Annotated in this window: 20 protein-coding genes and 1 tRNA gene; 12 read left to right on the top strand and 9 right to left on the bottom strand. The window is 67.5% G+C overall.

What is annotated here, in order from left to right:
* Positions 1-104 precede the first annotated feature (104 nt).
* The gene (locus G0D83_RS12950; RefSeq protein ID WP_164194553.1) at positions 105-1,091 is read left to right on the top strand and encodes a quinone oxidoreductase; all 987 of its coding nucleotides are present in this window, start codon (positions 105-107) and stop codon (positions 1,089-1,091) included.
* A gap of 96 nt (positions 1,092-1,187) precedes the next feature.
* Here the strand turns inward: G0D83_RS12950 and G0D83_RS12945 are convergent, their stop codons facing one another.
* Positions 1,188-1,616, bottom strand: a complete 429-nt coding sequence (locus G0D83_RS12945) for a peptidylprolyl isomerase (RefSeq protein ID WP_108967080.1) — start codon at positions 1,614-1,616, stop codon at positions 1,188-1,190.
* 235 nt (positions 1,617-1,851) lie between these two features.
* On the opposite strand from G0D83_RS12945, the gene G0D83_RS12940 reads away from it, so the two are divergent.
* Positions 1,852-2,541 carry a haloacid dehalogenase type II gene (locus G0D83_RS12940; RefSeq protein ID WP_164194551.1) on the top strand — a complete coding sequence of 230 codons (690 nt, stop codon included), beginning with the start codon at positions 1,852-1,854 and terminating at the stop codon, positions 2,539-2,541.
* Positions 2,541-3,368 carry an alpha/beta fold hydrolase gene (locus G0D83_RS12935; protein ID WP_164194547.1) on the top strand — a complete coding sequence of 276 codons (828 nt, stop codon included), beginning with the start codon at positions 2,541-2,543 and terminating at the stop codon, positions 3,366-3,368. Before G0D83_RS12940 ends, G0D83_RS12935 begins: the two co-directional genes overlap by 1 nt.
* Positions 3,369-3,371: 3 nt before the next feature.
* Here G0D83_RS12935 and truB read toward each other — a convergent pair whose 3' ends face one another.
* Entirely contained in the window at positions 3,372-4,277 is a 906-nt protein-coding gene (gene truB, locus G0D83_RS12930) for a tRNA pseudouridine(55) synthase TruB (RefSeq protein ID WP_164194544.1), read from the bottom strand.
* Positions 4,278-4,474: 197 nt separating this feature from the next.
* Here truB and pcaD point away from each other — a divergent pair, with 197 nt between their 5' ends.
* From pcaD to G0D83_RS12910, 4 genes are all read left to right on the top strand, one after another.
* Positions 4,475-5,263, top strand: a complete 789-nt coding sequence (gene pcaD / locus G0D83_RS12925; RefSeq protein WP_164194632.1) for a 3-oxoadipate enol-lactonase — start codon at positions 4,475-4,477, stop codon at positions 5,261-5,263.
* Positions 5,263-5,973, top strand: coding sequence for an alpha/beta fold hydrolase (locus tag G0D83_RS12920; RefSeq protein ID WP_164194540.1), 711 nt, complete (start codon positions 5,263-5,265; stop codon positions 5,971-5,973). Before pcaD ends, G0D83_RS12920 begins: the two co-directional genes overlap by 1 nt.
* A gap of 3 nt (positions 5,974-5,976) precedes the next feature.
* Positions 5,977-6,768 (top strand): hypothetical protein, encoded by a 792-nt coding sequence (locus G0D83_RS12915; protein WP_164194536.1) that lies wholly within the window; start codon positions 5,977-5,979, stop codon positions 6,766-6,768.
* 205 nt (positions 6,769-6,973) lie between these two features.
* Positions 6,974-7,261, top strand: a complete 288-nt coding sequence (locus tag G0D83_RS12910; protein ID WP_164194629.1) for a metalloregulator ArsR/SmtB family transcription factor — start codon at positions 6,974-6,976, stop codon at positions 7,259-7,261.
* Positions 7,262-7,286: 25 nt separating this feature from the next.
* Here the strand turns inward: G0D83_RS12910 and G0D83_RS12905 are convergent, their stop codons facing one another.
* The 3 genes from G0D83_RS12905 to G0D83_RS12895 all read right to left on the bottom strand — a co-directional run bounded on the left by G0D83_RS12905 (position 7,287) and on the right by G0D83_RS12895 (position 11,346).
* Positions 7,287-9,173, bottom strand: a complete 1,887-nt coding sequence (locus G0D83_RS12905; protein WP_164194532.1) for an acyl-CoA synthetase — start codon at positions 9,171-9,173, stop codon at positions 7,287-7,289.
* Positions 9,174-9,329: 156 nt separating this feature from the next.
* Positions 9,330-11,129 carry an ABC transporter transmembrane domain-containing protein gene (locus G0D83_RS12900; protein WP_164194528.1) on the bottom strand — a complete coding sequence of 600 codons (1,800 nt, stop codon included), beginning with the start codon at positions 11,127-11,129 and terminating at the stop codon, positions 9,330-9,332.
* A 143-nt stretch (positions 11,130-11,272) separates the two neighbouring features.
* A tRNA-Gly gene (locus tag G0D83_RS12895) sits at positions 11,273-11,346 on the bottom strand.
* A gap of 141 nt (positions 11,347-11,487) precedes the next feature.
* Between G0D83_RS12895 and G0D83_RS12890 the strand changes: the two genes are divergently transcribed.
* Positions 11,488-11,898, top strand: a complete 411-nt coding sequence (locus G0D83_RS12890) for a DUF2177 family protein (RefSeq protein ID WP_164194523.1) — start codon at positions 11,488-11,490, stop codon at positions 11,896-11,898.
* 54 nt (positions 11,899-11,952) lie between these two features.
* Here the strand turns inward: G0D83_RS12890 and G0D83_RS12885 are convergent, their stop codons facing one another.
* The 3 genes from G0D83_RS12885 to G0D83_RS12875 are packed head-to-tail and all read right to left on the bottom strand — an operon-like array spanning position 11,953 to position 13,882.
* Positions 11,953-12,690 (bottom strand): SDR family oxidoreductase, encoded by a 738-nt coding sequence (locus G0D83_RS12885; protein ID WP_164194520.1) that lies wholly within the window; start codon positions 12,688-12,690, stop codon positions 11,953-11,955.
* A 2-nt stretch (positions 12,691-12,692) separates the two neighbouring features.
* Positions 12,693-13,328 (bottom strand): ChrR family anti-sigma-E factor, encoded by a 636-nt coding sequence (locus G0D83_RS12880; protein WP_164194516.1) that lies wholly within the window; start codon positions 13,326-13,328, stop codon positions 12,693-12,695.
* The gene (locus tag G0D83_RS12875; RefSeq protein WP_254694397.1) at positions 13,325-13,882 is read right to left on the bottom strand and encodes a sigma-70 family RNA polymerase sigma factor; all 558 of its coding nucleotides are present in this window, start codon (positions 13,880-13,882) and stop codon (positions 13,325-13,327) included. The genes G0D83_RS12880 and G0D83_RS12875 overlap by 4 nt, the downstream gene beginning before the upstream one ends.
* A gap of 327 nt (positions 13,883-14,209) precedes the next feature.
* Between G0D83_RS12875 and G0D83_RS12870 the strand changes: the two genes are divergently transcribed.
* The 4 genes from G0D83_RS12870 (at position 14,210) to G0D83_RS12855 (ending at position 17,921) form a co-directional block, all read left to right on the top strand.
* A complete protein-coding gene (locus G0D83_RS12870; protein WP_164194512.1) occupies positions 14,210-15,502 on the top strand; it encodes an FAD-dependent oxidoreductase in 1,293 nt (430 codons plus the stop codon).
* Positions 15,499-16,275, top strand: coding sequence for a DUF1365 domain-containing protein (locus G0D83_RS12865; RefSeq protein WP_164194509.1), 777 nt, complete (start codon positions 15,499-15,501; stop codon positions 16,273-16,275). The genes G0D83_RS12870 and G0D83_RS12865 overlap by 4 nt, the downstream gene beginning before the upstream one ends.
* The gene (locus tag G0D83_RS12860) at positions 16,275-17,447 is read left to right on the top strand and encodes a cyclopropane-fatty-acyl-phospholipid synthase family protein (RefSeq protein ID WP_164194626.1); all 1,173 of its coding nucleotides are present in this window, start codon (positions 16,275-16,277) and stop codon (positions 17,445-17,447) included. Before G0D83_RS12865 ends, G0D83_RS12860 begins: the two co-directional genes overlap by 1 nt.
* 141 nt (positions 17,448-17,588) lie before the next feature.
* Positions 17,589-17,921: a hypothetical protein gene (locus tag G0D83_RS12855; protein WP_235940040.1), complete on the top strand. Its 333-nt coding sequence runs from the start codon at positions 17,589-17,591 to the stop codon at positions 17,919-17,921.
* A gap of 6 nt (positions 17,922-17,927) precedes the next feature.
* Here G0D83_RS12855 and G0D83_RS12850 read toward each other — a convergent pair whose 3' ends face one another.
* Entirely contained in the window at positions 17,928-18,587 is a 660-nt protein-coding gene (locus G0D83_RS12850; protein ID WP_164194501.1) for an SOS response-associated peptidase, read from the bottom strand.
* Positions 18,588-18,598: the final 11 nt, after the last annotated feature.

Here is an 18,598-nt window from a genome sequence, read left to right as displayed (position 1 = left end):
GAATCACGTCGATGAGACGCGCGCACCCCTGGGCCATGCCCCCTTGCCCCTGTCCGCGCCTTGTCGCAGGGTCTGGCCCAAACGTCAGATAGGAGCACAGGACCATGGCCGAGACAGCCCGCACCGTCATCATCGAGCAAACCGGAGGCCCCGAAGCACTCAAGCTGGTCGACTTGCCGGTTGGTGAGCCCGGCCCGGGCGAGATCCGCATCCGCCACAAGGCCTGCGGTCTCAACTTCATCGACTGCTACCAGCGCTCGGGTCTCTACCCGCTCGAGCTGCCCCACGCGCTCGGCATGGAGGCCGCGGGCGTGATCGAGGCCGTCGGCGAAGGCGTCACCCATCTCGCCCCTGGCGACCGCGCCGCCTATGCCGCGATGCCCGCCGGCGCATACACAGAGGTGCGCGTGATGCCCGCCGCGCAGGTCTGCAAGCTGCCTGAGAACATCTCCTTCGAGGAAGGCGCGGCGATGATGCTGAAGGGCATGACCGTCCAGTTCCTCTTCCACCGCACGACGCCGCTGAAGAAGGGCGACACGGTCCTGTTCCACGCCGCGGCGGGGGGCGTCGGCCTCATCGCCTGCCAATGGGCGAAATCCGAGGGCATCCGCCTGATCGGCACCGCCGGTTCGGACGAGAAATGCCAGCTGGCGCTCGACCACGGTGCCGACGCCTGCATCAACTACAACACCGAGGATTTCACCCAGCGCACCCGCGAGCTGACCGATGGCAAGGGTGTCGACGTGGTGATGGATTCGATCGGCAAATCCACCTTCATGGGCTCGCTCGACTGCCTCAAGCCGCTGGGGATGATGATTTCCTTCGGCAATGCTTCGGGCCCGGTAGAGGCATTCAACCTCGGTCTGCTGGCGCAGAAGGGCTCGCTGAAGGTCACCCGCCCGACGCTCTTTGCCCATATCGCCGACCCGGCAGCCTGCCAGGAAATGGCGGCGATGCTCTTCGACAAGGTCGCCTCGGGCGCGGTGAACATCCGCATTGGCCAGCGTTTCGCGCTGGAAGATGTCGCCGAGGCCCACCGCGCGCTCGAGGCGCGCAAGACCACTGGCCAGACCATCCTGACGCTCGGGTAAGCCCGCGCGCCGAATGGCAAAGGAAAAAGCGGCGCGGATCATCCCCGCGCCGCTCTCATGTTCGCCAGAGCCGCAGCCCCGGGCGATCAGCGCCGATCAGGCGATCTCTACCAGCTCGATGGCAAAGGTCAGATCCTTGCCCGCCAGCGGGTGATTGGCGTCGAGCGTGACCTCGGTGTCATTCACCTCGACCACGGTCACCTGCACCACCTGGCCGGTGGGGGTCTGCATCTGCAGCGGGGTGCCCAGATCGAGCGGGATGTCCTCGGGGATGTCGGCACGCGGCACGGCCTGGCGTGCCTCGGCGTGGACCGGGCCATAGGCCTCTTCGGCGGGCACTTCCACGGTCTTCTTCTCGCCGACCGCCATGCCCGGCATCGCCTTGTCGAGGCCGGGGATGATCTGGCCCGAGCCGACCTGGAATTCCAGCGGGTCGCGGCCTGCGCTGGAATCAAAGGTGGTGCCGTCGTTCAGGGTGCCAGTGTAATGAATACGAACGGTGTCGCCGGTCTTGACCTGCGTCATGGGAGTCTCCGATCTTTTGGGAAAGTTCTGTGGATGGGACGAGGCCACCTGTCGCGGCGGGTGCTCGTTTGCTCTCCCCTCCAACCTAAGCATCCACGCCCGGGATTGCAAAGAGGATGTCCGGGCGAGGCCCGGGCACGGCGCCCTGCCCCTCCAAACCTTGGCAAATTCACTCTTTCGACCCGCCCCGGCCCGTGCCACCCTGCGCCGGATCGCGAGGAGGACAGTTCGCCCCATGACCCAAGCCGGCCAGATCGCCACCTGCGTCTTTGACGCCTACGGCACGCTCTTCGACGTCTCTGCTGCCGCGCGCCGCGCCGCCGAAGCGCCCGGGCAGCAGGCGCTGGCCAAAGTCTGGCCGGCCCTCTCCGCCGACTGGCGGCGCAAGCAGCTGGAATACAGCTGGCTGCGCGCGGTGACCGGCGATCACTGCAGCTTCTGGCAGGTGACGCAGGACGGGCTCGACTGGGCGATGGAGCGCCATGGCCTGACCGACCCCGAGCTGCGCGAAACCCTGCTCGGCCTCTACTGGGAGCTCTCGGCCTACCCCGAGGTGCCCAAACTCCTCGCGACACTGAAGGCGCAGGGACTGAACTGCGCCATCCTTTCCAACGGCAGTCCGGACATGCTCGAGGGCGCGGTCGCCAGTGCCGGGATTGAAAGCTACCTCGACGCCGTGCTCTCGGTCGAGGAGGTCGGCGTCTTCAAGCCTGCCCGCGCGGTCTACGACCTCGTGGGTCAGCGCTTCGGGAAGGAACCGGGAGAGGTGCTTTTCGTTTCCTCCAACGGCTGGGACGCGGGCAGCGCGGCGGCTTACGGCTTTCGCACCGCCTGGGTCAACCGCGCCGGTGAGCCCATCGACCGCCTGCCCGGCCGACCGCAGCACGTGCTGAACGACCTGACCACAATCCCGGAGCTTCTCTGATGCCCGAGTTCACCACTTCCGACGGCCTGTCGATCCATTACACCGACGAGGGCCACGGCATCCCGCTGCTCTGCCTCGCCGGCCTCACCCGCGACGGGCGCGATTTCGACTATCTTGCGCCCCATCTCGACCCCGCGAAGGTGCGGCTGATCCGCATGGATTACCGGGGCCGCGGCCAGTCCGACTGGACCGATCACACCAGCTACACCATTCCCATCGAGGGCCGCGACGCGGTCGAGTTGATGGACCACCTCGGGCTGAAGCAGGTGGCGGTGCTCGGCACCTCGCGCGGCGGGCTGATCGCCATGGTGCTGGCGGCGACGGTGAAGGAGCGGTTGCTCGGCGTCGCGCTCAACGACATCGGCCCCGAGATCGGAGGCGAAGGGCTTGCGGTCATCAAGGATTACATCGGCCGGAACCCGGCTTGGCAAACCCATGCAGAGGCCGCCGAGAAGATGGCCATGGGCATGACCGCCTTCAAGGACGTGCCGCCGGGGCGCTGGATGGAAGAGGTGACGAAGTTCTACCGCGAAACGCCCGAAGGGCTGCGCATCCAGTACGATCCGCGCCTGCGCGACGCGGTGCTCGAGGCGGGCGCGCAGCCCGCGCCGGACCTCTGGCCGCTCTTCGATGCCTTCAAGGGGCTGCCGCTCTGCGCCCTGCGGGGCGGTGGCTCGACGCTGCTCACCGCCGAGACCTTCGCCGAGATGCAGCGGCGCCGACCGGACATGATCGCCGCCGAGATCCCCGGCCGCGGCCACGTCCCGTTCCTCGACGAGCCCGAGTCGCTGGGCGCGCTGCGGCGCTGGCTGAAAATGCTGGGCTGAGCCTCAGCCGAGGTTGAACACCCGGCTCGGGTGCAGCTCGCCGGCCTTGAAGATGCCCACCGCCACCGGCTTGCCCTCGAAGGACGCCCAGGCCTCGTCGCCGTATTCGGCCTCGCCGGGAATCACCATGCCGGGGTTGCCATTGCGCAGCCGCGCCGCACCCTCGGGCGTGCAGCGCAGCTCGGGCAGATCGGCAAGACCCACTTGCAGCGGCAGCAGCTTCTCGTCGAGCTCGGGGGTCTTCGCCAGCGCGTCGATCTGCTCGACGCTGATCCCGTCCGAGGCCTCGAACGGCCCGGACCAGACCCGGCGCAGGCGCAGCACGTGTCCGAAACAGCCGAGCGCCTCGCCGAGATCGCGGGCGATCGAGCGCACGTAGCCGCCCTTGCCGCAGACCATCTCCAGCTCGACGTGGTCGGCATCGACACGCTCGAGCATGATCAGCGATTCCACGAAGAGCGGACGGGCCGAAAGCTCCATCTCCTCGCCGTCCCGCGCCCGCTTGTAGGCGCGTTCGCCATCCACCTTCACCGCCGAGAACTGCGGCGGCACCTGCTGGATGTCGCCGACGAACTGGTGCAGCGCTTCCTTGATCTCGTCGTCCGAGGGGCGCTCGGCGCTCTCGCGCTGGATCTCGCCCTCGGCATCGTCGGTATTGGTGGCCTGCCCCAGGCGCACGATGAAGCGGTAGGCCTTCATCGCGTCGGTGATATAGGGCACGGTCTTGGTCGCCTCGCCGAGCGCCACGGCCAGCACGCCGGTCGCCTCGGGGTCGAGCGTGCCGGCGTGGCCCGCCTTTTTCGCCGCCAGCGCCCAGCGGACCTTGTTGACCACAGAGGTCGAGGTCATGCCCGCCGGTTTGTCGACGATCAGCCAGCCGGAAATGTCGCGACCCTTCTTGCGTGCCATTGGTGTCCCCGCGCCTCTTCGTATGCCATCAAGGCGCGCCTGCTAGCAGGCGGGAGGCGCGGGAGTCAATCAGCGCCGGTGCGGTGTGATGCGCGTGGGCGGTGCATGGAATGTGCATGACCTGCGCCTGCCCGATCGCCTTCCCTCTTGCCGCCCCGCCCGCTAGGGTCCGCGCCAAGGAAAATGGAGGCCCCGCCATGCTCATGGGCGATCTCGGAGATGTCCGACTTCACTACCACATCGACGGCCCCGACGATGGCGCACCGCTGGTGCTGGCCAACTCTCTGGGCACCGATTTCCGGCTCTGGGACGGGCTGCTGCCGCACCTGCCCGAGGGGCTGCGGATCCTGCGCTACGACATGCGGGGACACGGCCTTTCGGACTGCCCCGAACCGCCCTATTCCATGGGCGCGCTGGTGCGCGACGCCGAGCGGCTGATGGAGCACACGGGGGTCCGTGACGCGATCTTCGTCGGCCTGTCGATCGGCGGCATGGTCGCGCAAGGGCTGTCGGCCAAGCGCCACGATCTCGTGCGCGCGGCGGTCCTGTCGAACACCGCCGCCAAGATCGGCACGCGGCAGATCTGGGAGACCCGCATCGCCGAAGTCGAGAAGCGCGGCGTCGAGGCCATCGCGGATGCGGTGCTGGAGCGCTGGTTCACCCGAAAATTCCGCGCCTCCGAGGCGATCAAGCCCTGGCGCAACATGCTCGCGCGCACGCCCGCAAAAGGCTACATGGGCTGCGCCGCCGCCATCGCCGGGACCGACTTCATGACGCCCACCTCGGGCCTGCGCCTGCCGCTGCTTGGGATCGCCGCCAGCGAGGACGGCTCGACACCGCCCGACATGGTGCGCGAGACGACAGACCTCGTTCCCGGTTCGCAATTCGCGCTGATCCGGGGCGCGGGACATCTTCCCTTCGTCGAGAAGCCCGCGGAATACGGGCAAATTCTCACCGACTTCCTCAAAGGACAGGGGCATATCTGATGGCGAACTTCCTGCTGATCCACGGCGCCTCGCACGGCGCATGGTGCTGGCGCGACGTGATCCCGGCGCTGGAAGAGCGCGGTCACACGGCCCGCGCCATCGACCTGCCCGGGCATGGCGCCGATACCACGCCACGCGACGAGGTCACCCTGCGGAGCTACGTCGAGGCCATCCTCGGCGCGCTCGACGCGCCGACCATCGTCGTCGCCCACTCGATGTCCGGCGTGCCCGCGACGCAGGCCGCCGACCTGCACCCGGAGAAATTTTCCCGGCTCATCTACCTCTGCGCCTTCCTGCCCGGCGACGGCGACAGCGTCACCAGCCTCAGCCGCGACTGGCCGGACCAGCCGCTGAACGAGGCGATCCGCCGCGACGAAGGTGGCGCGACCTTCCATTTCGATCCATCCCTGATCCGGGAAAAATTCTACCACGACTGTCCCGCCGCGCTCATCGACCGCGCCGCGCGGCACCTGACGCCGCAGCCGATCTCGACGCAGAAGGAACGTGTCACGCTCACCGGCACGGTAGAGCAGGTGCCGCGGAGCTACATCCTGTGCTCTCAGGACATGGCCGTGCCCCCTGACCACCAGCGTGCCATGGCGTCGGTCTTGCCAAGCGACGAGGTCTACGACATGAGCAGCGCGCATTCGCCCTTCCTGTCCGACCCCGAGGGCCTCGTCGCCCTTCTGGACCGCATCGCCCGGAGCTGACCCATGTCCGCCACGCCCTTCGACAGCGCCCACCTGCACCGCCTCTTCCCTGCCGGGGATCTCGCCAAGCTGTTCTCGGACAGCGCCGAGGTCCGGGCGATCATGATCGTGGTGGGCACGCTGGCCAAGGTGCAGGGCGACGCCGGGCTGATCCCCGAGACCGCCGCCAAGGCCATCCACCGCGCCTCGCTCGAACTCCAGATCGACCCCGGCGCGCTGGCGCAGGGCACGGCAGAGGCGGGCAGCGTGGTGCCGCCGCTGCTGGATGCCTTTCGGTCGCTGATGCAGGCGCCCGACTACGCCCAGTACCTCTGCCAGGGCGCCCTCCCTGGCGATCTGCAGGACTGCGCGCTGGCGCTGCGCCTGCGGCAGGTGCTGGCCCAGTTCGAAGCGGCGACCGAGGCGCTGCCGGGCAGCGACGATCTCGCCGCGCTCATGGCCGACTTGCCGGCGCTGCGCGAGGCCCTGCTCTGCGTGAGCCACAACGGCGACAGCGCCGAGGTCCTGCGCCCTGCGCTCGGCGCCGCGCTGAACCTCGGCGATCAGGGGTGGGGCGCCGACCGGATGCCCCTGACCATGCTGGCGGATTGGGCCGCGCGGCTGATTCGCGCGCTCGCGGGGCGCGCGCCGGGCAACGCGCCGCTTGCCGCACTGAAGGCGCACGCCGGGATCCTCGGCACTTCGCTCGGCGCGGTCGAGGGGTCTGCCGTGGCGCGACGCCACGTCGAGTCCCTCATCCTGCCGCAGCTCCTTCTGGCCACCGGAGCCGCGCTCTCGCTCGCGGCACGGCCCTGAGCGGCGCGGCATCGCAAACACTTGCCAGCAGCGCTTGGTTCGCGCTAACAGCGGGACAGCCACGAAGACGCATAAGACCCGTCCCGAGCCATCCTCAGACGCCGCAGGATCTCGCATTCCGCAGCGCGCGTTCTATATAGCGACTGAGACCTTGCAGAGGCATCGACTGGTGACGGAAGAAACGCTCACACCCCCACCCGAGGAAATGGCCGAGAACGCGCGCAACGCCGCGGGCTTCCTCAAGACGCTGGCCCACGAGGGACGGCTGATGATCCTGTGCCACCTCGGCTCGGGCGAAAAGTCCGTGGGTGAGCTTGAAGGTCTGCTCGGCATGCGCCAGGCGGCGGTGAGCCAAATGCTGGCACGCCTGCGCGAAGAGGGTCTGGTGAACACCCGCCGCGACGGCAAGACGATCTACTACAGCCTCGCGACCGAGGACACCGCGCGGGTGATCGGCCTGCTCTACGAGATCTTCTGCGTCAAGAAGGACTGATGAGCCGGCGACGTGCGCCGCACCCTCAGCGTTTTTCCGTCCAGTCCCACGGCCGCGTGAAGGCGCCGAGACATTTTGCGACGGCGGCCTCCTCGTCATCGCCGCGCGACAGTTTGGCCACCAGCCCGCGGCGCGTGTCATCATGGACTTCGGCCACGCGCGCATTCAGACCCTGCGCTTCCAGCGCGGCGTCGTAGACGCGGGCGATCGCCCGCTTGCGCAGGTCGGGCTTGAACACCTTTCCGACCCCGGTCTTCGGCAGCTCTGGCAGGATCTCGAGGTGTTTCGGCCAGGCCGCGCGTTCGTGGATATGCACCTGCGCGTGCTTCAGCAGCTCCTCCTCGGTGACCATCGCCCCCGCGACCAGCTCGACATAGGCGCAGGGCAGCTCGCCCGCGTGGGCGTCGGGCTGGCCGATTGCCGCCGCCACCGCCACCGAAGGATGGGTGAGCAGCGCGTCCTCGATCTCGGCGGGATCGATGTTGTGGCCGCCGCGGATGATCACGTCCTTGGCCCGCCCGGTGATCCACAGATAGCCATCCGCGTCGATCCGGCCCAGATCACCGGTCCGAAGGAAGCGCTCCTCGTGATAGAGATCGCGGTTGCGGTCCGCATCGGTATAGGTGCGGCCGGGGGTCACCCCGGGATTGTACACGCAGATCTCGCCAATCTCGTCTGCCGGGCATTCCTGCGGGCCCGACGCGGTCTGCCGCACGATCTTGACCTCTGTATAGGGGAACGGGAAGCCGACCGAGCCGATCTTCTTGACCCCGTCCGGCGGGTTGACCGACACGAGGCAGGTTGCCTCGGTCAGCCCGTAACCCTCGCAGATCGACAGGCCCGCAACCTCCTCGAAGCGCCGGAACAGCTCGACGGGCATCGGTGCGGAACCGGAAAAGGCGTGGCGCATGGTCGAGATGTCGGCGTCCACCTTGCGCTGCATAAGCGCCGAGACGGCGGTCGGCACGGTGATCATGAAAGTGATCTTCCAGCGCTCGCAGAGCTTCCAGAAATTGTCGAAGACCCCCTCGCCGCGATAGCCCGCCGGGGTCGGCAGGATCACATGCGCCCCCGAGGACAGGGCCGACATGATCACCACCTCGGTGGCGAAAACGTGGAACAGCGGCAGCGGGCACATGACGTTGTCGGTCTCGCGGAACAACAGCCGCGAGCCGAGCCAGCCGTTGTAGAGCATCCCCGAGACCCTGTGCTGCGCGACCTTGGGCATGCCGGTCGTGCCGCCGGTGTGAAAATAGGCCGCGACCCTGTCGGCGGTCGACGGCGCGAAGGTGAGCCCCGTCGGCTGGCGCGTAAGCTCGGCGTTGAAGCATTTGATGTCGGCGTGATGGGTGCGCGGCAGTTTCGGGCGCAGCAGCGGCACCAGCCAGCGCTTCGGCGGGGTGAGGTAGCGGTTGAGATCCACCTCGAGCACCGTGACCACCCCCGGCGCATGGCGGCAGGCCTCGGCCAGCTTCTGGGCGATGTCGGTCTTGGGGAAGGACTTCAGCGTCACCACCACCCGCGCGCCGGTCTCGCGCAGCAGCGCCGCGATCTGCTCGGGTTCGAGCAGCGGGTTGATCGGCGCCACGATCCCGGCGACTGCCCCACCGAGGACCGTCAGCAGCGCCTCGGTGCAGTTGGGCAGCACCATGGCAACCACGTCGCCCTCCTCCACTCCCAGGCTGCGGAAGAGGTTGGCGGCCTGATTCACGCGCGACTCCAGCTGCGACCAGCTCAGCGTCTCGGCCGGATCCTTTGCCCCGGAAAGAAGCTGGAAGCTGAGCGCCGGGCGCTCTCCGAAGCGCGCGGCGGTCTGCGCGAGGCAGGCGTGCAGGTTCCCGGGCAGGTCCCGTTCGGACCAGGGTTTCTCGGCCTCGATCGCATTGCGATCGTCCAATGTCACGAATTGCATGCCCGCGCCGCTCCTCCACGCGCGGTACCGTCGCACGACCGGCGGCGGCACCAGTTTAAAGTGTGAGAGGTATCATCACCTCTCGCAAGGGCTGCGCCCTTAGCATGCCGCACGGTCAAGGCAAAGCCCGGAGACCCCGGAACGGCTAAGGGATCACTACTCCGCGGCGACCCCGTCGGTGAACTGCAGCCTCGCCAGCCGGGCATAGAGCCCTCCCTCGGCCACCAGCGCATCGTGCCCCCCCTGCGCGACGATGCGGCCATGATCCATGACCAGGATCCGGTCGGCCTTCTTCACTGTCGCGAGCCTGTGCGCGACGATGATCGTCGTGCGCCCCTCGGCCAGCGTATCGACGGCCTGCTGCACCGCCCGCTCGCTCTCGGCATCCAGCGCCGAGGTCGCCTCGTCGAGCAGCAGCACCGGCGCGTCGCGCAGGATGGCGCGGGCGATGGCCACGCGCTGCTTCTGTCCGCCCGAGAGCATCACGCCGCGCTCGCCGAGATAGGTGTCATAGCCCTCGGGCAGCGCTGACAGGAAGTCATGCGCGGCCGCCGCGCGGGCGGCGGCCTCGACCTCGGCATCGCTGGCACCGGGGCGGCCGAAGCGGATGTTGTCGCGCGCCGAGGCCGCAAAGATCACCGGATCCTGCGGCACCAGCGCGATGTGCTGCCGGAAGCCGTTGCGGCTCATCTTGTCAAGCGGCACGCCGTCGAGCAGCACCCGGCCTGCATCGGGGTCGTAGAAGCGCTGGATAAGCTGCACGATGGTGGTCTTGCCCGCGCCGGAAGGGCCAACGAGGGCCACCGTCTCGCCCGGCTGAATGTGGAGGTCGATGCCGTCCAGAGCCTTGATCCCAGGCCGCGCGGGATAGGTGAAATCGACCTTGTCGAAGGTGATCTCGCCGCGCACGGTTCTCGGCACCGGCAGGGGCTGAACGGGATCGGTCACCGTGTCCTCGACCTGTAGCAGTTCGACCAGCCGCTCGGTCGCCCCGGCAGCGCGCTGCAGCTCGCCGAAGATCTCCGAGAGCGCCGCGACGGCGCCGGCGACCATCACCGAATAAATCACGAATTGCACCAGCGCGCCGGCGCTCATCTGCCCCGCGCGCACGTCCACCGCCCCGGCCCAGAGCACGCCGACGATGCCGGTGAAGACGAGGAAGATCACGATCGCCGTCATGAGCGCGCGAGTCTTCACCCGTCGGCGGGCGGCGTCGAAGCTCTTCTCGGTGACCTCGGCAAAGGCTTCGCGGCTGATCGCCTCGTGGGTGTAGCTCTGCACGGTCTGCACGGCCGAAAGCGCCTCGGCGGCATTTCCCGAAGAGACCGCGATCCAGTCCTGGTTCTCGCGGCTCAGCTTGCGCAGGCGGCGGCCCAGCGTGAGGATCGGCACGATCACCACCGGCACGATCAGCAGCACCATCCCGGTGAGCTTGGCCGAGGTGAAGAGCATCAGCGTCAGCCCGCCCACGAAGAGCAGCAGGTTGCGCAGCGCGATCGACACCGACGAGCCGATCACCGACAGGATCAGCGTGGTGTCGGTGGTGATCCGGCTCAGCACCTCGCCGGTCATGGTGTTTTCATAGAAGGCCGGAGAGAGGCCGATCACCCGGTCGAAAACCGCCTTTCGGATGTCGGCCACCACGCGCTCGCCGAGCCGCGTGACCAGCGCGTAGCGGGCCGCGGTGCCGAGCGCCAGAAGCGCGGCGATGCCGAGTGCCGCCATGAAGTAGCGGTCGAGCAGCGCGCCGTCCTGGGTGCCGAAATTGTCCACCACCCGGCGCACCGCCAGCGGCAGGGTCAGCGAGACGGTGGCCGTGGCAATCAGCGCGAGGACCGCCGCGATCATCAGCCCCCGATACGGCTTCATGAAGGGCCAGAGAGCGGCCAGAGAGCCGAGTTTCCGGGATTTCTCGCGATCGTCCTGCACGATGGCAGCCGGGTTTCCGTGGGCCATGGCCGCTCCTTTGTCTTCAGAACGGTATTGCGGGGCGCGGCGCCCTGCGTCAAGGCGCGGCGTGTCGCGGAGGGGCGCACGCGGTCCTGCAACGCGGACCACAAAGGCACGAGTCGCTTGAAAATCACGATGTCAGGGAGGAATGGAGCGGGCGGCGGGAATCGAACCCGCGTCATTAGCTTGGAAGGCTAAGGTCTTACCACTACACAACGCCCGCGTAGTGGCGGGAGAGATATTGCAACCTTTCGGCCCGGTCAACCGCCCCCGCGCGGCTTTTGCAGGATGCCGCCGGGTTTTTGCGGTGATCCGCCCGCGCGCGGGAAACGTATCCCCAGGGTAAGGTTCCAAAGGACGCCCCATGCAAACGCTCGTTCTCTACATCGTCACCGCCGCCGTCTTCCTTGGGCTCGACATGCTCGGGCTGCGGTTCCTCATCCGCCCGGTGTTCGAGCGGCACGTGGGGCACCTCTTGGCAGAGCCGCTGCGGCTCGGCCCGGCGGCGGGCTTTTATCTGGCCTACGTGGTGGGGGTGCTGGTTTTCGTCTCGCTGCCCGCCCTGCGCGAGGGCGCAACGCTGCAGGCGCTCTGGATGGGGGCGCTGCTGGGTCTGATGTGCTACGGCACCTACGAGATGACCAATTTCGCCACGCTGGCCGACTGGAGCTGGGAGCAGGTGATCGCCGACTGCCTTTGGGGCGCGGTGCTGACCGGGGTCTCGGCCTGGGCCGGGGTGGCGGCGGTAATGGCGGTCTTTCCGAAACCCTCCTGACCCTGTCACGGGCATGAGCCCTCCTCGCCCTTGACCGCTCCGGGGGCGAGGCGCTCAGCCCGCAAGCCGCGCCGTGAGGCGCAGCGCGAGCGGATAGGGCAGAAGCCTGAGCAGCTTCAGCGCATAGGTAAAGCGCTTGGGGAAGTGAATCTCGAAACTGCGCCCCGCCATGCCGCGGGAGATCTCGCGCGCAGCTTCTTCGGGCTCGATAATCGCGGGCATGGTGAAATCGTTCTTGTCGGTCAGCCGGGTCCGAACGAAGCCGGGGCAGACCAGCCGCACGTCGACCTGGGGCGCCAGTTCGACCCGCAGCGTCTCGGCAAGATTGATGATCGCCGCCTTGGTCGCGGAATAGGCCTGGCCCTTCGGCAGACCCACGTAGCCCGCAACGGAGCCGAAGAGCACCAGCTGTCCACCTTCGCGCAGCACCTTTGGTGCACATTGCGCCACCAGCAGCGTGCCGGTCACATTGACCTGCACCAGTGCGGCCGTCTTCTCGGGGTCGAGGTCGACCACGCGCGCTGGATCGTAAAGCGCGGCGGTGCAGATCAGAGCATCGAGCTTGCCTCCCGCGGCGATGCGTTCGGCGGCGGCTCTGAGTGTCTCGGGCTGCGCCAGATCGAGCGGAACCACCTCGGCTCCGCCACACTCCGCGGCAAGGCCCTGCAACGCATCCTCGTTGCGGGCAGAAAGCACCAGCCGCGCGCCCTGCCCTGCCAACTCCTTGGCCAACGCCGCGCCGATTCCCGAACTGGCGCCAATGAGCCATATGCGTTTGCCCGCGTAGCCCATGGTCAGATGCGGAACAGCGGCTGCAGAAGCCGCGGAATCATCGCGCGGAAGCGCAGCGGCGCATCGGTGGCGGCAAGGCAGATGCAGGGGCCCTCGGAGCCCGCCACCGGCTGGTGGTCCACCTCATCCGAGGCCACCTCGACATCGCCGGGTCCGAAACGGCCCTCGCAGTCCGAGAAGCTCCCCTGCAGCACCAGCGTCAGCTCGAGCCCGCCGTGGGTGTGCTCGGGCACGGCACGGCCCCGGGGGATGTAAAGCAGGCGCAGCGAGCCTTCGGCATCGGCGCTGAGTATCTGCTGGCGAATGCCGCCGCCAAGCATCTTCCAGCGCGGCGGCTGGCCGTTCAGCGCCTCCATCACAGGGGCGGGAAAGATGCCCGAGCCGCGTTGCGGGGGCGCGGGCGGCGGGGTGCCGTCGAGCGCGGCGAAGAGGCGATCGCGCGCATCCGCAGACACGGGTGCCGGAACCATGCCGGACAGCAGCGCGCCGCCCAGAGCCGCCTCGGTCTCGACCGCGGCGCGGCAGTCATCGCAAAGCGAGACATGTGCCGCGATCACCACAGCGAAAGGCTGCGGCAGCTCGCCGGCGGCATAGGCTCGGAGCATCTCCTCGGGGATATGATGGGTGATCTTGCTCATTGGGGTCTCAGGTCGTTCAGGTCGCGCCGCAGGCGGTCGAGCCCAAGGCGGATACGGGATTTGATCGTGCCCAGCGGCAGGCCGGTGATCCGGCTGATCTCGCTATGGGGCAGCTCGTCCATGTAGGCGTGACGCAGGGCTTCGATCTGCTCTGGCCGCAGTTTTTTCAGCGCCGCGCGCAGCTGCGCCGCTTCCTGCTCCATGGCGAGAATCTGAGGTGCGTCGGGCTCCGAACTCTCGGGCTCATGAATGAGTTCCGGCTCGGGCAAGGGCTTGCGGCGGTAGAGGTCGATCTGTCGGTTGCGCGCGATACGGTAGATCCAGGCCGAAGCCTCGGCCCTGTGCGGATCGAACTGCGCGGCTTTGTTCCAGACCGAGATCATCACATCCTGCACCACATCCTCGGCGCTGCCGTCGCGCAGCCCGCCGCGGATCAGCATCGCCTTGAGCCGCGGCGCGAAGAAATCGAACAGCCGACCAAAGGCCTCGCGGTCCCTCCGGTCGCGCACGGCAAGAAGCCATTGCGTTTGTTCGGTTCGTTCGGCGGGCGTCACACGTATGTCCTTTCTCTTGCGCGGTTGCCTCATTCCCGAAACGGGACTCGGACCTTCCGGCTGGAAGGCGGCGGGCGCTTCGGGCGCGGTGAGGCGGCCATCAAGAGACATGTAGAGGATACGGCGCCCGAGACGAAAAGGATCACCTTGAAGAGCGATTTTTTCGAGCTTTCGGGTGGTGCTGCTGCAACGCCGTGCCGTTGGCCGCGCAAAAACTCCCTATATCGGCATTCTCAAGGAATTTGCTCTCGTCACAAGGCTTTGGTGATCCATTTGGGATCCGCGTGCGTAAGAATAATATGTCCAGTTTTCGCGGCGGAGGTTTGCGTGGCCCTAGACCTGTCTTTCGGAGTTCCCCAGCGCGTTGCGGTGATTGGCGGCGGCATCTCGGGCCTCGCCACCGCATGGCTCTTGTCTCATCGTTGCCGCGTCACGCTTTACGAGGCGGCACCCCGGCTTGGCGGCCATGCCCGCACGGTTGTCGCCGGGCGCTACGGCGACCAGCCGGTGGACACGGGTTTCATCGTTTTCAACTACGCCAACTACCCGCATCTGACAGCGCTCTTCCGCGATCTCGACGTGCCGGTGCAGCGCAGCGACATGAGCTTCGGCGTCTCTTTGGATGGCGGGCGACTGGAGTATGCGCTGCGCTCGGGGAACGCGCTTTTCGGCCAGCGCAGCAACCTTGCACGGCCCGGCTTCTACGCGATGATCCGCGACATCCTGCGGTTCAACCAGCAGGCCGAGGCGGTGGCCGAGGCGCGCCCGGATGCCTCGATCAGCGAGCTGCTGGACGTCATGGGCCTCGGCGGCGCCTTCCGCGAGCGGTATCTCTACCCGATCTGCGGCGCAATCTGGTCCACGCCCTCGGCGCGCATTGGCGACTTCCCGGCGCAGGCGCTGATGCGCTTCCTGCGCAACCACGCGTTGCTCTCGGCAGGCGGCCAGCACCAGTGGTGGACGGTTTCCGGCGGCAGCCAGAGCTATGTCTCGCGCCTTGCCGCCGCGCTTGAGGCGCGGCAGGTGTCGCTGCGCCCCGGCACCCCGGTGTGTCAGGTGACGCGGGATGACCGCCACGTGCAGGTGATGACCGACGGCGAGGCCCCCGAGACCTTCGACCAGGTGGTTTTTGCCTGTCACGCCGATGTCGCCCTCTCGCTGCTGGAAGCGCCCAGTGCCGATGAACGTCGCGCGCTCGGGGCGGTGAAATTCCAGGACAATCATGCCGTACTGCACCGGGATGCCCGGCTCATGCCGAACCGCCGCCGGTGCTGGAGCTCCTGGGTCTTCCGCAGCGAACCCGGGACCCCGGCGGACGTGCCCGTCGGCGTAACTTACTGGATGAACCGGCTGCAGGGCATTCCCGACAGCGACCCGATGTTCGTCACGCTCAATCCGCAGCAAGATATTCCCGACGAACTGATCTACGACCAGAACACCTTCCGCCACCCTGTATTCGATCTGGGCGCGCTCGACGCCCAAAGGAAGATCGCCGCGCTGCAGGGGCAGAACCGAAGCTGGTACGCTGGCGCCTGGCTGCGCAACGGATTTCACGAGGACGGATTCGCCAGCGCCGTGCGCATCGCCCGGCAGATGCTGCCTGCCGCGGTGGCCGCATGAGCGCCAGCCTCGCGGCCCAGCTCGAAGGCGGCGAGCTGCTGCACCTGCCCGCCCGGGTCACCCACGCGCGGCGCGGCAGCATCCACCATGCCTTTGCCTACAAGGTCGATTACCTGCTGCTCGATCCCGAGCGGGTGCGGCGACGCACCTTTTTCTCGCGCAATCGCTTCAACCTCTTCGCGCTGCATGACCGCGATCACGGCGGGGCTCGCGGTGCCGGCGAAGGCGCAGCCTGGGCGCGCAAGGTGTTTGCCAGCGCGGGCCTCGAAGGCACGACCGTGGCGCTGATGACCCAGCCGCGTTTTCTCGGCTACTGGTTCTGCCCTGTGTCCTTCTGGCTGGCGCTGCGCGGCGATGAGCTGTTGGCGGTGATTGCCGAAGTGAGCAACACCTTTGGCCAGCGCCACAGCTACCTGTGCCATCATGCCGGCTTCGCGCCGATCCGCGCCGGAGACGAGTTGACCGCGACCAAGGTCTTCCATGTCTCGCCCTTTCAGGACGTGCGCGGCAAGTATCTCTTCCGCTTCGCCATTAGCCCCGCCGCCACGGCCATCGCGATCCACCAGATCGATGGCGCCGAGGGGCTGATCGCCACGATGCACGGCGATTTCGCCGCCGCCACGCCGAAGCGTCTGCTCGGCGCAGCGCTCAAGCGTCCCGGTGGCACGATTCGCGTGATTGTGCTCATCTACTGGAATGCGCTCCGCCTGAAACTGAAGGGGGCGGACTACCGTCCGCTTCCCTCGCCGCCCGAAAACGAGGTCAGCCAATGATCCTGCCCGTCACCGCCCTGATGAAACGCCGCTTCCTTTCGACGCTCGAGCGGATCGAGACAGGCCAACTCACCCTGATCACCCCCGAGGGCACCCGCCACCGCTTTGGCGACACCGGGCCCGAGGCGGACATCCACATCCACGATTGGGCGCTGCTGCCGGCCTTGGCGACACGCGGCGAGGTGGCGCTTGGCGAGACCTACGTGGCGGGCCTCTGGCACAGCTCGAACCCCGAGCGGCTGATCCGCCTGGCGCTCGACAACCTGGATGTGGTGGAGCACTACGTCACCCCCGGTCCGCTGGCCCGTTTGCGCTTCCGGCTGATCGACCGGGTGCTGCGCGCCAACAGCCTGAGCGGCTCGTCGCGCAACATCCGGGCGCATTACGACGTGGGCAACGAGTTCTACCAGCTGTGGCTCGATCCGGGCATGACCTATTCCTCGGCGCTTTTCGCGGACGGCGAAGGCGACGAGGCCCTGCCCCGCGCGCAGGACCGCAAGTACGACCGCATCCTGTCACGGCTGAACGACGCGCCCTCGGTGCTGGAGATCGGCTGCGGCTGGGGCGGCTTTGCCGAACGCGCGGCGGAACAGGGACGCCAGGTGACCGGCATCACTCTCTCGCCCAGCCAGAAAGGCTATGCCGACGCCCGCCTCGACGGGCGCGCTGAGATTCGCTTGCAGGACTACCGAGCAACGCAAGGGCGCTTTGCCAACATCGTGTCGATCGAGATGATCGAGGCGGTGGGCGAGCGTTACTGGCCGGTCTATTTCTCGACCATCAAGGACCGGCTGGCCGAGGGCGGCCGCGCCGTGCTGCAGGCGATCACCGTGCAGGACGCCGAGTTTTCGCTTTACCGCAAGCGCACCGACTTCATCCGCCAGCACACCTTTCCGGGGGGCATGCTGCCCTGTAACGCGGTGCTGGCGCGAGAGGCGCAAAAGGCTGGGTTGGTGCTGCGCGAAAGCTTCGCCTTTGGGCAGGACTATGCGCGGACGTGCCGGATCTGGAAGAGCGGGCTGCTGCGCCAGCGCAAGCGAATCGAGAGCCTCGGCTACGGCGAGAGCTTCCTGCGCAGCTGGCAATTCTACCTTGACGCCTGCGCCGCCACATTCGCCAGCGGACGCACCGACGTGGTGCAGGTCGAGTTGCGCCACGCGAACGAGGCCTGACCCAGCCGCAGCGCCACGGTTATTGCCCTCAAGCGGCCCAATTTCGCCCCAGTTGGGAACTACGGCTGTGTACCGGCGGGGCGGATGGCGCCCCGAAGGTTCATGCCGCGCGAGGATCCCGACATGGTGCGCAAATTTGGAATGTCATTGATTCTTCTGGCGGGTGTCGCTGGGCCGCTGGCCGCCGCCGAGCAAGAAGTGAAGCTGATGGGGCTCGGCTACTTTCCCGATGAGATCTACGTCTCGGTTGGGGACGTGATCAATTTCGTGAACGAGTCTTCCATCCCCATGTCGGCCACGGCCACCGACGCGAGTTGGGATTCCGGCGTGCTGCAGCCGGGCGAGAGCTTTGCGCTGGAAGTGACCGACGGGATGCAGGGCGCCTTCGGCGACACCTACGATGCTGAAAGCGCCGCCGCCGGCTACATCGACTACGTGAATCCGGCGCCGCTCGAACTCGAGAACAACTCCTGATCCGGCTCAGATCGGCTCGATCAGCTCCGGCCCCTCGGCACGGTTGGAATTGACCGCCGGGTCGACCCTGTGCAGCTGGAGCGACGCGTCGGGCGCAGCCTTCATCAGCTTGGCCGCGCCCCGCCCCTCCTCGCCCAGCCAGAGGCCCCAGTCCTTCGGCTGCAGGATCACCGGCATTCGGTGATGCACCTGCGCCATCTCGGCATTGGCGCTGGTGGTGACAATGGCGCAGGTGCGAAAGCCCTGTCCCTCGCGCTCCCAGTCCTGCCATATGCCGGCGAAGGCCAGCACCTCACCCCGGACCGGCGCGATGTACCACGGCAGGCGCTTGCCATCCTCGGTCCTGGTCCATTCGTAGAAGCCGCTCGCCGGAATCAGGCAGCGGCGCGCGCGGCAGGCGCCGCGGAAGGCGGGCTTTTCGGCGATGGTCTCGGCGCGGGCGTTGATCAGCAGCGGGCCGTCATTGGGCGCCTTGTACCACTGCGGGATGAAGCCCCAGCGCATCGAGACCAGCAGCCGCGTGCCGTCCTCGGAGCGGATCACGTGGACGTCGTTCGTCGGGCAAACGTTGTAATTGGGCACATGCGGCAAGTCATTGCCGGGCATGGCCTCGAAGATCTTGGTCATGGCATCGTCGGGAAGGGTGACCGCGAAACGTCCGCACATGTGCGCTAGGG

This window comes from Salipiger sp. PrR003 (genome assembly GCF_010500785.1).
Taxonomy (GTDB): Bacteria; Pseudomonadota; Alphaproteobacteria; order Rhodobacterales; family Rhodobacteraceae; genus Salipiger; species Salipiger pacificus_A.
Note: the sequence above shows the minus strand (reverse complement) of the source record. Positions and strands in the feature narration are given on the sequence as shown.

Coding starts and splice junctions, on each gene's coding strand:
- G0D83_RS12915 (WP_164194536.1), top strand. CDS start 5,977: ATGTCCGCCACGCCCTTCGACAGCGCCCACCTGCACCGCCTCTTCCCT.
- G0D83_RS12905 (WP_164194532.1), bottom strand. CDS start 9,173: ATGCAATTCGTGACATTGGACGATCGCAATGCGATCGAGGCCGAGAAA.
- G0D83_RS12935 (WP_164194547.1), top strand. CDS start 2,541: ATGCCCGAGTTCACCACTTCCGACGGCCTGTCGATCCATTACACCGAC.
- G0D83_RS12855 (WP_235940040.1), top strand. CDS start 17,589: ATGTCATTGATTCTTCTGGCGGGTGTCGCTGGGCCGCTGGCCGCCGCC.
- G0D83_RS12910 (WP_164194629.1), top strand. CDS start 6,974: ATGGCCGAGAACGCGCGCAACGCCGCGGGCTTCCTCAAGACGCTGGCC.
- G0D83_RS12880 (WP_164194516.1), bottom strand. CDS start 13,328: ATGAGCAAGATCACCCATCATATCCCCGAGGAGATGCTCCGAGCCTAT.
- G0D83_RS12850 (WP_164194501.1), bottom strand. CDS start 18,587: ATGTGCGGACGTTTCGCGGTCACCCTTCCCGACGATGCCATGACCAAG.
- G0D83_RS12900 (WP_164194528.1), bottom strand. CDS start 11,129: ATGGCCCACGGAAACCCGGCTGCCATCGTGCAGGACGATCGCGAGAAA.
- G0D83_RS12920 (WP_164194540.1), top strand. CDS start 5,263: ATGGCGAACTTCCTGCTGATCCACGGCGCCTCGCACGGCGCATGGTGC.
- G0D83_RS12865 (WP_164194509.1), top strand. CDS start 15,499: ATGAGCGCCAGCCTCGCGGCCCAGCTCGAAGGCGGCGAGCTGCTGCAC.
- G0D83_RS12950 (WP_164194553.1), top strand. CDS start 105: ATGGCCGAGACAGCCCGCACCGTCATCATCGAGCAAACCGGAGGCCCC.
- pcaD (WP_164194632.1), top strand. CDS start 4,475: ATGCTCATGGGCGATCTCGGAGATGTCCGACTTCACTACCACATCGAC.
- G0D83_RS12940 (WP_164194551.1), top strand. CDS start 1,852: ATGACCCAAGCCGGCCAGATCGCCACCTGCGTCTTTGACGCCTACGGC.
- truB (WP_164194544.1), bottom strand. CDS start 4,277: ATGGCACGCAAGAAGGGTCGCGACATTTCCGGCTGGCTGATCGTCGAC.
- G0D83_RS12890 (WP_164194523.1), top strand. CDS start 11,488: ATGCAAACGCTCGTTCTCTACATCGTCACCGCCGCCGTCTTCCTTGGG.
- G0D83_RS12885 (WP_164194520.1), bottom strand. CDS start 12,690: ATGGGCTACGCGGGCAAACGCATATGGCTCATTGGCGCCAGTTCGGGA.
- G0D83_RS12945 (WP_108967080.1), bottom strand. CDS start 1,616: ATGACGCAGGTCAAGACCGGCGACACCGTTCGTATTCATTACACTGGC.